This window comes from Natronospira elongata, from assembly GCF_034931365.1.
Classification (GTDB): domain Bacteria; phylum Pseudomonadota; class Gammaproteobacteria; order Natronospirales; family Natronospiraceae; genus Natronospira; species Natronospira elongata.
In genome coordinates this window covers 1-12,319 of the sequence record NZ_JAYGII010000028.1, presented here as the reverse complement: position 1 = coordinate 12,319, position 12,319 = coordinate 1, and the positions used below count along the sequence as shown (strand labels likewise).

Sequence of the window (12,319 nt, the reverse complement as noted above, 5' to 3'; positions counted from 1 at the left end):
AATATGGCCTATCTGGCCTTCGTCACGGTTCTCTGGGCCTTTTCCTTCAGTCTGATCGATGTCTATCTGGCCGGGCAGGTGGACAGTGATTTTGCCGTGCTCAGCCGGGTGGGCCTTGCCCTCCTGCTGTTCCTGCCCCTGACTCGTCTGCGCGGTCTGCCCGCTGGCCTGCTGATGGGGGTTGTCGCGGTGGGCATGATGCAGTTCGGTCTGACCTACCTGTGCCTCTACCGTTCGTTTGCCTATCTCACCGTTCCGGAGATTCTTCTCTTCACGGTGACCACGCCGCTCTATGTGGCACTGGCCGATGATGCCCTGCATCGGCGGTTCGCGCCGATAGGCCTGGCGGCAGCACTATTGGCGGTCGGCGGGGCAGTACTGATCCGTTTCGATGGCATCAGTAGCGATTATCTTCTCGGCTTTGTGCTCATTCAGACCGCGAATCTTGCCTTTGCCCTGGGGCAGGTGGGTTACAAGCATCTGCTTGGCCACTATCACCCCAGTCTGCCCAGTTGGCGATTCTTTGGCCTTTTCTTTCTCGGCGGCACCCTGGTCTCGGCTCCGGCCTTCCTGATTTTCGGTGACGCCAGTCAGTTGCCGGAGACGGGCCTGCAGTGGGGGGTTATTGCCTGGTTGGGCATGGCGGCCTCGGGCCTGGGACTGTTTCTCTGGAATCGGGGCGCTTGTCTGGTGGATGGGGGCACCCTGGCGGTCATGAACAATGTCCTGATTCCCGCCGGTCTGCTGGTCAATATCCTTATCTGGAATCGTGATGCGGACCTGCTGCGCCTGGCACTGGGCAGTGCCGTGATCTTGCTTGGCCTGTGGGTGAATGCCCGCTACTCCCGTTATGCCGTTGTTCGTTGGCGGGGGCGGGAGGTGGGTTCAGGCGGAGGCTGAGGCCGCGCCGACGGTTGAATCGCGAATGAATTCGCTCCTACGGCAGACGAAGCGACGGTAGGAGCGAATTCATTCGCGATTCGGGCTGCGAATGCGGCTCAGGCCCCGGCCCGCCCCCAACGCAGAAGCCGTTCCTGGGCGGCATGGAGGGTCTGGTCGGATTTCCCGAAGCAGAAGCGGACCACCGACTCGCCCTCGTCACCGGAGAAGAAGGCGCTGCCGGGTACGCTTGCCACACCTGCCTGTTCCAGGATCTCCATGGCCGCGGCCTGACTGCTCGACTTGCCCAGTGGCGTGACATCTGCCAGGACATAGTAGGCACCCTCCGGGATTCTTGGGGTGAGTCCGATGTCATTGAGGACCCCGCAGAAATCATCCCGCTTGAGCTGAAAGCCATGGGCCAGGCCCTGATAGTAGTCATCACCCAGAGCCTTGATAGTCTCGGCCACCGCCGCCTGCAGCGGAGACGGTGCGCAGACATAGAAAAGGTCATTGACCAGACCGATGGCCTGAGCCATGTCCCGGGGCGCGGTGAGAAAGCCGATTCGCCAGCCCGTGATGCTGTAGGTCTTGGAATAGCCGGAGATGGTTACCGTTCGGTCCCGAAGCGAGGGCAGGGTGGCCGGGCTGATATGCCGGTGGCCGTCAAATAGGAAATACTCGTAGATCTCATCCGTGATGCAGAGCAGATCGTGGCGCTGGCAGAGCTCGCCGAGCTGCTCCAGTTCCCGACGGTTGAATACCCGGCCAGAAGGGTTGCCCGGGGTATTGAGAACCAGTGCGCGGGCACCCTTTGCCGCTTCTTCCAGGGCAGCCATGTCCAAAGAGAAATCATCCGGCCGCAAACCCACCAGGCGAGTTTCCAGACCGGCCACGCGGGCGGTATTGAGATGGTAGCCGTAATAGGGCTCAATCAGAATGATGGCGTCACCCGGGTTGCACAGGGCCATCACGGTGGTTGCGAAGGCACCGGTGCTGCCGATGGTCACCACAATCTCACCGTCCGGGTCCACATCGAGGCCATTGTGGCGTTGCAGACGATCGGCGAGGGCATGACGTAGCCGTCCGATGCCGTCATAGCGAGTGTAGCGATTGTCCCCGCGCTCAATGGCCGGTGCCACTGCCCCGGCCAGCAGTTCCGGGGGCGGGGTGTCGCAGATCCCCTGGCCCAGATTGACGCCGTCGAGCTCAAGGCAGCGCTGGGTCATGGCTCGAATATCGGATTGCACCAGGCTGGCCACCCGGTCGCTACGCACACGTTCCAGGCCGGTTCGGTCTGTCCGTTCTGCCTTGATCGCCATGCCGTCTTTCTCCTCAGGTCCAGCCGTGGGGGAAACGGATATTGAAGCAGTAGACCTTGGGCTCGGTCATTTCATTGAGAACATAGCCAACACCCTCGCGGCCGATGCCGGAACCCTTGACCCCGCCGAAGGGCGCCGCATCCAGTCGGTAGTCGCTGCTGTCGTTGATCATCACACCGCCGCACTCCAGGGCGTCAGCGATACGGAAGGCGGCATCCACGTCACGTGTAAACACACCGGCATGCAATCCGTAATCCACATTGTTTGCGATCTCGATGGCCTCGTCCTCGTCGCTGAAACGGTGCAGGGAAGTCACGGGCCCGAAAATCTCGTCTTTGACCATGGGGTGGTTGTCCGGCACCTGCTCGAGGACGGTGGGGGCGAAAAAGTTGCCATCGCGCTCATTGCCGACCAGGCAGCGAGCACCATCGGCGATCGCTTGCTCGACGGCAGCTTCGACCCTGTCGGCGGCGGCTTCATCGATGAGGGGGCCCATGTCCATATCCTCGGAGTATTTGTCGCCGTAGCGGATGCCCTTCATGCCTGCGATAAAGCGATCCCGAGCTTCGTCGTAGATCCTTTCATGGAGGAGCAGGCGCTGGACATGAAGGCAATTCTGACCGGCGGCGGCAATGGCCCCGCCGACCACTGCCGGTATGGCCTGTTCCAGATCGGCATCGTCCATGATGAGGGTGGGGGAGTTGCTGCCCAGCTCCATGCCGAATTTCTTCAATCCGGCCCGCTGCATGATGCGTTCCCCGGTCTCCCGGCCGCCGGTGAAGGAGATCATGCGCACCCGGTCGTCGGTGACCAGGGCGTCGCCGGCATCGCGCCCGTAACCGGGAATCACCTGCAGGATACCTTCCTCGATACCCGCCTCATGGAAAGCTTCCAGCAGCTTGATGGCCGAGAGCGGCGTAGCCTCATGGGGTTTGACGATCACCGCATTGCCACCGGCAATCGCCGGGCCCACCTTGTGAGCCACCAGATTCAGCGGGTCATTGAAAGGGGTGATGGCCCCAATCAGGCCCACCGGGATGCGCCGGGAGTAACCGAAGCGGTTTTCACTGCCCGGGCGCTGGTCGAAGGCGATGGTGTTGCCGACGATCCGTCGGGTCTCCTCGGCCGACAGACGCAGGGTCATCACTGCCCGCGCCACCTCGGCCCGGGCTTCATTGATGGTCTTGACCCCTTCCCGGGCAAGGATGTCGGCAAAGGCCTGGCGGTGGCGGTCCACATAGTCGGAGGCATCGTAGAGCACCCGCATGCGTTCATGGACGGGCATCCGGCGGGCCCTGGAGAGGGCGGCATCGGCCCTGTCGATGGCCTGCTGCATGCCGCGGGCGTCATAGCGCTCGATGCGCTCGACCAGACTGCCGTCCTGGGGATCAAGTACATCCATCTGACCGCTGCTGGTGGGTATGGGGCTTGCGCTCATGCCGTCTCTCCTCGCCGTGTCGCTTCTGTGTTCAAAGTGGACCATGGAGCCCATCGGCGTCAATCCGTCGGACAGGAGTGCACAGAAGGGGGTATTCAGCGTTATCATGGCTCATTTACATAACAATCACGGGAGAGAGCTGATGCAGAGGCGGGTGGTCGTGACCGGCATGGGCGTCGTGTCCTGCCTGGGCAATGACCCGGAGACGGTGACTGATTCATTGCGGACTGGTCGCTCCGGAATCCGGTATAACGAGGAATATGAGCGGCTGGGACTGCGCAGTCGGGTATCCGCGCGCCCCGAGATTGAGCTCGCTGAAAGGGTGCCGCGCAAACCCATGCGCTTCATGGGTGATGCGGCTGCCTATTCCTACGTCGCCATGGAAGATGCGGCACGGGCTGCGGGCCTGGACCCGGAGAATCTGTCCGATGAGCGCATTGGCCTGATTACTGGCTCAGGCGGTGGTTCCGTGGGTCATCTGGTCAAGGCGGCGGATAATCTGCGGGAGCGGGGTATTCGCAAGGTGGGCAGTTTTACCGTGCCCAAGGCAATGAGCAGTACCACCTCGGCCTGCCTGGCAACCGCTTTCGGCATAAAGGGCATCAATTACTCCATTTCCTCCGCCTGCGCCACCAGTGCCCACTGCATTGGCAATGCCATGGAGCAAATTCAGTTGGGCAAGCAGGATGTGGTGTTTGCCGGCGGCGGCGAGGATGAGCACTGGAGCATGAGCATGATGTTCGACGGCATGGGTGCGCTGTCCTCCAAATACAATGACACCCCGGAGAAGGCCTCGCGGCCTTATGACCGGGACCGTGACGGCTTCGTGATTGCCGGTGGTGGCGGAATCCTGGTTCTGGAGGAACTGGAACATGCGCTGGCGCGGAATGCGCCCATTCTGGCGGAGCTGGTCGGCTACGGGGCGACCTCCGACGGGGCCGACATGGTGGCGCCCAGCGGCGAGGGCGCGGTTCGCTGCATGCGTCAGGCTTTGGCCACCGTGGATGGCGGGATCGACTACGTCAACGCCCACGGCACCAGCACGCCGCGGGGGGATATCACCGAGCTGGAGGCAATGGCCGAGGTCTTCGGCGACGACATGCCGCCAGTGGCCTCAACCAAGTCCCTGACCGGGCATTCCCTGGGGGCGGCCGGGGCCCATGAGGCCATTTTCTCGTTGCTCATGATGCAGAACGATTTCATTGCCGCCAGCGCCAATATCGAGAACCTGGACCCGGAGGCCGATGGCCGTCCGGTGGTGACCAAACGCATGGACAATCAGCGCCTGGATCGGGTGATGTCCAACAGTTTCGGGTTCGGCGGCACCAACGCCACCCTGGTGTTCCAGCGCTATACGGGGTGACAGCGACAAGACCGGCGCCGGGACCGCCGGGAAGGAGGCCAATATGGAACGGCAATTCGGCAAACTGCGACTGGAGTTGATGCAGGGTGACATCACTCGACAGTCGGATCTGGATGCGGTGGTGAATGCCGCCAATGCCCAGCTCACAACCGGGGGCGGGGTAGCGGGTGCCATCCACCGTGCCGCCGGGCCCGAACTGGACCAGGCTTGCCGACCCCTGGCGCCGATCGAACCGGGCCAGGCGGTGAGCACGGATGCCTTCGGCTTACCCAATCAGCGGCTTATCCACTGTCTGGGGCCTGTTTACGGTGTGGACGAACCCTCGGATCAACTGCTTGCGGCCTGTTACCGCAATGCCTTGAAAGAGGCGGGTCAGCACCAGTTAGGCAGTGTGGGCTTCCCGGCTATTTCCACGGGTGCCTTCGGCTATCCTGTCCGCGAGGCAGCCGGGATCGCCTTGCAAACGGTAGTTTCCGAAGGCTCGGTGATCGAGGGGCTCACCCTGATCCGGTTTGTCCTGTTTTCCAATGAGGATCTGGCGGTTCACGAGGAAATACTGGTCAGGATGGCCTGATTCCATGAGGGCCTGAAGCAAGGGAGGCGCTGTGTCGTTCCAGGATCTGCTGCCCGGCTGGCCCGTGATCGCGGGCCTGCTCTCCGTGGCCTTGGCCTTGGTCGCCTCCGGGCACGCGATTCTGAACAAGAGCGACCATCGGGCGACGGTAGGCTGGGTGGGCGTGATCTGGCTGGCACCGGTGTTGGGGTCGCTGCTTTACCTGCTGTTTGGGATCAACCGGATTCGTCGCCGCGCCAGCAGCCTGCGTGAGCCACTCAACCGCGTTCAGGGGGAATCCGATCTCGGGGCCTATAGCCCAGAGGCCCTGGAGTCCTTTGTTCCCGAAGCTTTGCAATCCCTGTCACGGCTTTCCAGTCAGGTGGCCCTGCAACCACTGTTGGGCGGCAACGCCGTTTCAGCTTTGGTGGATGGTGATAAAGCCTATCCGGCCATGCTGGCGGCGATCGAAGGGGCTCAACACAGCATCGGCTTGAGTACCTATATCTTCAACCGGGATCGGGTTGGGCGGCGTTTCGTTGATGCGCTGGCACGCGCCGTGAATCGGGGCGTGGAGGTTCGGGTACTGGTTGATGCGGTGGGGCTACGGTACTCCTTGCCCACCATTGAGGGCTTGCTGCGCCGGGAGAGAATCCCCTTTGCCCGATTCATGCCGCCGCGCTGGCCCTGGACCCTTCCCTTCGTCAATTTGCGCAATCACCGCAAGTTGTTGGTGGTAGATGGCACCAAGGGCTTTGTCGGTGGCATGAATATCGCCGAGGGCAACTGCGTCGCCGAGAATCCCGCTCATCCGGTCAGGGATCTTCATTTTCGCGTAGAAGGCCCACTGGTCAGCGAGCTTCAGGCTGTATTCGTAGAGGACTGGCAGTTTTCCAGTGGCGAATCCCTCTCTGGCCCTGACTGGTTCCCGGCGCCGGAAACACCGGGAGCCGTCCTTGGACGGGTCATTGCGGATGGTCCGGATGAGCGTTATGACACGATTCGTCAGGTCATGCTCGGCGCTGTCTCTCTCGCCCGCTTCCATATTCGCATTAAGACGCCGTACTTTCTACCGGACAAAAGCCTGGCCGACAGTCTGATTACGGCCGCTCTGCGTGGCGTCATTGTTGATGTCATCGTGCCGGAGCAGAACAACCTGCCTTTTGTTGACTGGGCGATGCAGGCCCAGATTGCTCCCTTGCTCCGACGGGGGGTGCGTATCTCCCGGGCACCGGGCGTGTTCGATCATTCCAAATTGATGACTGTGGATGGACAATGGGCCTTCGTGGGATCCGCGAACTGGGACCCGCGCAGCTTGTCACTCAACTTTGAGTGCAATCTTGAGTGCTATGACGCCTGGACAACCAGCGAGCTGGAACGGTTTTTCGATCACCGACTGTGGACGGCGCGGTCGATTGAGGCACAGGCGCTGCAGACCTTGCCCTGGCTTAAACGATTGCGTAACGGCCTTGCTCGCTTGCTGACACCTTATATGTAGGCGTGGTGCCTGGACTTACAGTGTCGCCAATTTACGGGGCTGACGGCCATGAGCTTGAATATCGATGCCTTGCCGATCCCGGGCACAGCCGGCCTGCTTGGGCTTTGTCGTTGTCCGGGCGCCGGTCTGGGCCCTGCAATCGGACTGGACAAGGGGCAGGGCCTGGCCCAGGATCTGGCCGCCATCGTCAATTGGGGAGGGCAGGGTATCCTCACTCTGAATGAGAGCGCGGAGTTGCGCTGGCTTGGCCTTGATACGCTGCGCGAGCGCACGCATGTCGCGGGTCTGGACTGGTGGCATGCGCCGATTCCCGATTTTTGTGCCCCTGGACGAGCCTTCGAGGACGCCTGGGAGACGGTGGGGCCTGCGGTGGTCAAGCGCTTGATGGGCGGCGACAGGATTGTGATTCATTGTCTGGCAGGGCTGGGCCGCACCGGCACAATTGCAGCCAGGCTTCTGATTGAGCAGGGCATGGAACCCGACAATGCCATTGCACGCGTGCGCCAGGCGCGGCCCGGCGCCATTCAGAGCCCCGAACAGCTTGAGTACATCCGGAATCGGGTCTGGAGGTGAATTGACTGGAACTGTCCCGCCCCCGGGGCAGTCACAAGGCAAGATTTGCAGATTTGGTTCGATTTCGAACCGTCTCCCGGCCAGGATCAAACAGGAAGCTCCAAGGTAATGAATAAAAAGAAAATTTCGATTATCGGCGTGATTCTTCTGGTGGCTCTGGCCGTCTGGTGGCTGGGCCGCGGTGACGATGCCGGACCGGGCGGCCCTGGCGGTTGGGGGCGGGATTCCGGTGAGCAGGCAGTTGCGGTGGAGGTCGCTGAGGTGGCTTTTCGGGATATTCGGGATATTGCCCAGTACACCGGGACCCTGCAGGCGCGGCACCGCTTTCAGCTCGCACCCAAAGTGGGTGGGCGCCTCCGTGAGCTGGCGGTCGATATTGGCGATGAAGTAGAGCAAGGGCAGGTCATTGCCCGGCTTGATGATGAAGAGTTCGGTCAGGAAGCGGCGGAAGCCCGGGCCGCCATGGAAGTGGCCCGTGCCCAGTTGGAAGATGCCCGCGCCCGGCGAACCGTGCAGGAGCGCGAATACCAGCGTCTTGCCGACCTGCGTGAGCAGGGTCTGGCTTCCGAATCCGAGTATGACCTGGCCCAGTCGGAATTTGAGGCGGCCACGGCCAATGTCACCGTCAGTCATGCCCAGTTGGCTCAGCGTGAAGCCGCCCTGCGTCGGGCCGAGCTGCGTCAGTCCTATGCCACCGTACGGGCGGAGTGGAATGGCGGCGCTGATGGCACCCGGGTGGTCGGGGAACGCTTTGTGGACGAAGGGTCCAATATTGCCGCCAACGAGGCCATCATCTCCGTGCTGGACATCAGCTCCCTGCGGGCCGTCACGTCCATCGTCGACCGGGATTTTGCCCGCCTGCGCACCGGGCAACAGGTGGAAATCCGTAGTGACGCCTGGCCTGGCGAGATTTTCGAGGGCCAGGTATCGCGGATAGCGCCCCAGTTGAGAGAGGACACCCGGCAGGCGCGCGTGGAAATTGAAGTGCCCAACGAGGACGGACGCCTCAGCCCTGGGTTCTTTGTCAATCTCAGCATTAACGTTGAAGAAATCAGTGACGCCCGTGTCGTGCCTCGCGATGCGCTGACCCGACATTCGGGAGAGCGGGGTGTGTTCCTGGTCGAGTCGCCCGAGGACGCAGAAGAGGACTCACGGCCGCGGGCCCGGTTTGTGCCCGTAAGCGTGGGCGTCAGGACCGATGACTATGCCCAGATTCTGTCTCCGGAAATCGAAGGCAGGGTGGTTACCCTTGGTCAGCATCGTCTCGGAGACGGGACACCCCTCCGCCTCACCAACGGTGAATAAACAGCCTTCCGGCAACTCGACACAGGGATAAACGACAAGCCATGAAGATTGCCAATTTCACCGTCCGGCGCCCGGTACTGACCACCATGGCCGTGCTTATCGCGGTCCTGATCGGTCTGTTCTCCTTGAGCCGATTGCCCATCGACCTGATGCCGGATGTCACCTTCCCGACATTGACGGTAGTGACTACTTACGAGAACGCCGCTCCGGAAGAGGTCGAGGAGACCATTACGCGCCGGGTGGAAGAGGCGGTCGCCACCGTGGCCGGTATTGAAGAGCTGACGTCCACTTCCCAGGAAGGCAGCAGCAATGTGCGTATCACCTTTGAGTGGGGCACGGACCTGGACGTGGCGGCCAACGATATCCGTGACCGGCTCGATCGTATTGGCAATGCCTTGCCGGATGAAGCCAATCGACCCCAGCTCAGAAAGTTTGATCCGGCGAGTTTCCCCATTCTGATCTATGGCCTGGCCAGTGATCTTGATCCCATTGCCCTGCGAAGCCTGATTGACGAGGAGATCAGCTACCGGATTGAACGGATCCCCGGTGTTGCCGCACTGGATGTCTGGGGCGGACTGGAAAGGCAGATCCAGATTCGGGTTGATCCGGATCGCTTGCAGGCACTGGACTTGCCCCTAAGCGAAGTTCGCAGCCGCCTCCAGGAAGCGAATATCACCGTCCCGGCAGGGGAGGTGGAGCGGGGCCGCCTGGACGTGGCGGTGCGCACGCCCGGCAAGTTTGATTCCCTGGAGGAAATCGAGGATCTGGTGGTGGCCCGACGGGATGGGGGGCAGGTCAGGCTTCGCCAGATTGCCGATGTAGAGGACTCTCATGAGCGGATCACCCGGATCATCCGCATCAATGAAGAGCCTGGGGTCCGGGTTGCGATACGCAAACAGGCCGGAAGCAACACCGTCGATGTGGCAGAGCGGGCCAACGCGGAGATGCGTCGGATCGCCCGGGACTATCCTCAGCTGGAAATTGTCCCAGTCATTGATCAATCCGAGTACATTCAGAACTCCATCGACAATCTCACCACTACCATTCTGTATGGTGGTGCCCTGGCGATTCTCGTCCTGTTGGGCTTTCTGCGAAATATCCGGGGTACCCTGGTGGTGGCGATCGCCATCCCTACTTCCCTGATTGCCACGTTCTCCCTGGTCTTCTTCGGTGGCTTCACACTGAACCTGATGACCCTGGGCGGCCTTGCCCTGGGCGTTGGCCTGATGGTGGATAACGCCATTGTGGTCCTGGAGAACATCTCCCGTGTCCGCAAGGAGGAGGCCGATGACCGCACCAGTGCCGCCATTCAGGGGACCTCCCAGGTAGGCCCGGCAATCATAGCCAGTACGCTGACAACCCTGGTGATATTCGCACCCCTGGTCTTCGCCCAGGGGATCAGCGGTGAGATGTTCAGTCAGTTGGCCTATACGGTCAGTTTTGCCTTGATCTGCTCTCTGCTGGTGGCATTGACCCTGGTGCCCATGATGGCGTCCAGAATCCTGAAGGATGAGACGACTGTCGCGAACACCAAGGGTCACCCGTTGCGCCGTACGGCCGATGCGCTTGGCAGGGGGCTGGAGGGGCTGGAGAACGCCTACCAGTCATTGTTGCGACTGATCCTGCGCCATCGCCCCATGGCCTTGAGCGTCACCGCGTTGATCTTCTTTCTGTCCCTGATGCTGCTGCCCCGGATCGGGGCCGAATTCATGCCTGAGGCGGATGAAAGTGAAGTTCGTATCAATGTGGAAATGGAGCCCGGCACCCGCCTGGAACTGCTGGATGAAGTCATGCGCAAGGTGGAAGAGATTGTCGTTCCCGAGGTGCCCGAGATCGAGTCCAGTTATACCCGTCTGGGTGCGGGAGGCTGGCGTGGCAGGGGCCACACCGGGGAGCTGCGTCTTAGCCTTGTGGGTGTCCGTGAGCGGGATCGGAGTAGCGCGCAGATTGCTGCCGACCTGCGCCCATTGCTCCAGGACATTCCCGGAACCGTAATCCGCACCCGTGCCGGCCAGGGCCTTTTCCTGCTGCGCATGGGGACGGGTGGTGGTACCGGTGAGCCCCTGGAAATCGAGATCCGCGGCTTCGAACTGGACCGCCTGGAGGCACTGGCTGAAGATGTCGATGAGCGCATTTCAAATATCGAAGGCATTACCGATACCCGCCGCAGCCGGGAAGAGGGTATACCGCAGGAGCTGATCCGGGTAAACCGATCTCGGGCTGCGGACCTTGGCGTCTCCATGCAGCAGGCGGCCAGGACGCTCGAAGCGGCCATTGGCGGTGTACGTGCCGGGCAGTTTACGGATCAAGGGCGTGAATACGACATGCTCTTGCGGCTGCGAGACTCCGAAAGGTTGACCCAGGCCCAGATTCTGAATCTGACGGTGCCCAACGAGGCCGGTGAACAGATTGCCATGCGCAATCTGGTGGATATCACCGATGGTATTGGCCCGCAGCAGATTGACCGCAAGAACCAGCAACGGCTGAACGTGATCTACGCCAACATCAGTGGTCGGGATCTGGGTTCGGTCGCCAGTGACGTGCAGGAGGCCCTTCGCGATATCCCCATGCCGGAGGGCTATGAGGCCATGGTCTCCGGTGAATTCGAGGAACAGCAGGAGGCGTTTTCTGAACTGGGACTGGCAATGATCATGGCGATCATTCTGGTCTACATGGTGCTGGCCTCGCTGTATGAATCCCTGAGGGATCCCTTTATCGTGATGTTTACCGTGCCCCTGTCAATTATCGGGGTCAGTGTCATGCTTTACCTCACCGGGACGACCTTCAATCTCCAATCCCTTATCGGGATGATCATGCTGGTGGGTATTGTGGTCAATAATTCCATTCTGATTGTGGATCAGACCGCACGTCTGCAACGGGGTGATGGGATGCGCCTGAACCCGGCCATCGTGGAAGCGGGCCGACGGCGTCTGCGGCCTGTACTCATGACCACGCTGACCACTACCTTTGCCATGCTGCCGCTGGCGCTGGGAATTGGTGAGGGTGCCGAGCAGCAGGCTCCCATGGCAAGGGCGGTCATCGGTGGTCTGCTATCAGCCAGCTTTGTGACCTTGTTGGTGATTCCGGTCATCTACAGCCTTTTCCATCGCAAGGATGATGAGCGCCTGAGCAACGAGGCCATCGCGCCCTCCTGATTCTGAGATCCATGCCCGGATCTCGGTGGCCGCTCCCCCGCTTCCGGGGCGAGCGGCTTTTTTATGCCGGTGACGGTTTTCCGTCGCCTGGCAAGGGCTTGCCGTTCGCGCCAAGAGAAATCGTCAAAAGACCTTTATTTCATAGGGTTACGATTCTGGCACATTGCTTGCTTCTTAATTTTGACAAAGTCACGACAGAGACCAGCCCGCCACTGGGAGCAAGCAATAATGAA

General features: G+C 61.2%; 9 protein-coding genes. 7 read left to right on the top strand and 2 right to left on the bottom strand.

Features of this window, described 5'->3' with window-relative positions; genetic code table 11:
• Positions 1-3 precede the first annotated feature (3 nt).
• Positions 4-900, top strand: coding sequence for an EamA family transporter (locus VCB98_RS10920; RefSeq protein ID WP_346052493.1), 897 nt, complete (start codon positions 4-6; stop codon positions 898-900).
• A gap of 98 nt (positions 901-998) precedes the next feature.
• Here VCB98_RS10920 and VCB98_RS10915 read toward each other — a convergent pair whose 3' ends face one another.
• The gene (locus tag VCB98_RS10915; RefSeq protein WP_346052491.1) at positions 999-2,201 is read right to left on the bottom strand and encodes a pyridoxal phosphate-dependent aminotransferase; all 1,203 of its coding nucleotides are present in this window, start codon (positions 2,199-2,201) and stop codon (positions 999-1,001) included.
• Positions 2,202-2,214: 13 nt separating this feature from the next.
• Entirely contained in the window at positions 2,215-3,639 is a 1,425-nt protein-coding gene (locus VCB98_RS10910) for an aldehyde dehydrogenase family protein (RefSeq protein WP_346052489.1), read from the bottom strand.
• A gap of 142 nt (positions 3,640-3,781) precedes the next feature.
• Here VCB98_RS10910 and fabB point away from each other — a divergent pair, with 142 nt between their 5' ends.
• The 6 genes from fabB (at position 3,782) to VCB98_RS10880 (ending at position 12,086) form a co-directional block, all read left to right on the top strand.
• Positions 3,782-5,002 carry a beta-ketoacyl-ACP synthase I gene (gene fabB / locus VCB98_RS10905; protein ID WP_346052487.1) on the top strand — a complete coding sequence of 407 codons (1,221 nt, stop codon included), beginning with the start codon at positions 3,782-3,784 and terminating at the stop codon, positions 5,000-5,002.
• 43 nt (positions 5,003-5,045) lie between these two features.
• On the top strand, positions 5,046-5,576 hold the full coding sequence (locus tag VCB98_RS10900; protein WP_346052485.1) for a macro domain-containing protein: 531 nt from the start codon (positions 5,046-5,048) through the stop codon (positions 5,574-5,576).
• 31 nt (positions 5,577-5,607) lie between these two features.
• Positions 5,608-7,053: a phospholipase D-like domain-containing protein gene (locus tag VCB98_RS10895; RefSeq protein WP_346052483.1), complete on the top strand. Its 1,446-nt coding sequence runs from the start codon at positions 5,608-5,610 to the stop codon at positions 7,051-7,053.
• Positions 7,054-7,101: 48 nt separating this feature from the next.
• Positions 7,102-7,626 carry a phosphatase domain-containing putative toxin gene (locus tag VCB98_RS10890; protein WP_346052481.1) on the top strand — a complete coding sequence of 175 codons (525 nt, stop codon included), beginning with the start codon at positions 7,102-7,104 and terminating at the stop codon, positions 7,624-7,626.
• 108 nt (positions 7,627-7,734) lie between these two features.
• Positions 7,735-8,931 (top strand): efflux RND transporter periplasmic adaptor subunit, encoded by a 1,197-nt coding sequence (locus tag VCB98_RS10885; protein ID WP_346052479.1) that lies wholly within the window; start codon positions 7,735-7,737, stop codon positions 8,929-8,931.
• A 41-nt stretch (positions 8,932-8,972) separates the two neighbouring features.
• The gene (locus VCB98_RS10880; RefSeq protein ID WP_346052477.1) at positions 8,973-12,086 is read left to right on the top strand and encodes an efflux RND transporter permease subunit; all 3,114 of its coding nucleotides are present in this window, start codon (positions 8,973-8,975) and stop codon (positions 12,084-12,086) included.
• The last annotated feature ends 233 nt before the right edge of the window (positions 12,087-12,319 follow it).

What these genes read in the sequence shown, in the direction of transcription:
- VCB98_RS10915 (WP_346052491.1), bottom strand. Translation starts at nt 2,201, where the DNA reads ATGGCGATCAAGGCAGAACGGACAGACCGAACCGGCCTGGAACGTGTG.
- VCB98_RS10910 (WP_346052489.1), bottom strand. Translation starts at nt 3,639, where the DNA reads ATGAGCGCAAGCCCCATACCCACCAGCAGCGGTCAGATGGATGTACTT.
- VCB98_RS10920 (WP_346052493.1), top strand. Translation starts at nt 4, where the DNA reads ATGGCCTATCTGGCCTTCGTCACGGTTCTCTGGGCCTTTTCCTTCAGT.
- VCB98_RS10890 (WP_346052481.1), top strand. Translation starts at nt 7,102, where the DNA reads ATGAGCTTGAATATCGATGCCTTGCCGATCCCGGGCACAGCCGGCCTG.
- VCB98_RS10900 (WP_346052485.1), top strand. Translation starts at nt 5,046, where the DNA reads ATGGAACGGCAATTCGGCAAACTGCGACTGGAGTTGATGCAGGGTGAC.
- VCB98_RS10880 (WP_346052477.1), top strand. Translation starts at nt 8,973, where the DNA reads ATGAAGATTGCCAATTTCACCGTCCGGCGCCCGGTACTGACCACCATG.
- VCB98_RS10885 (WP_346052479.1), top strand. Translation starts at nt 7,735, where the DNA reads ATGAATAAAAAGAAAATTTCGATTATCGGCGTGATTCTTCTGGTGGCT.
- fabB (WP_346052487.1), top strand. Translation starts at nt 3,782, where the DNA reads ATGCAGAGGCGGGTGGTCGTGACCGGCATGGGCGTCGTGTCCTGCCTG.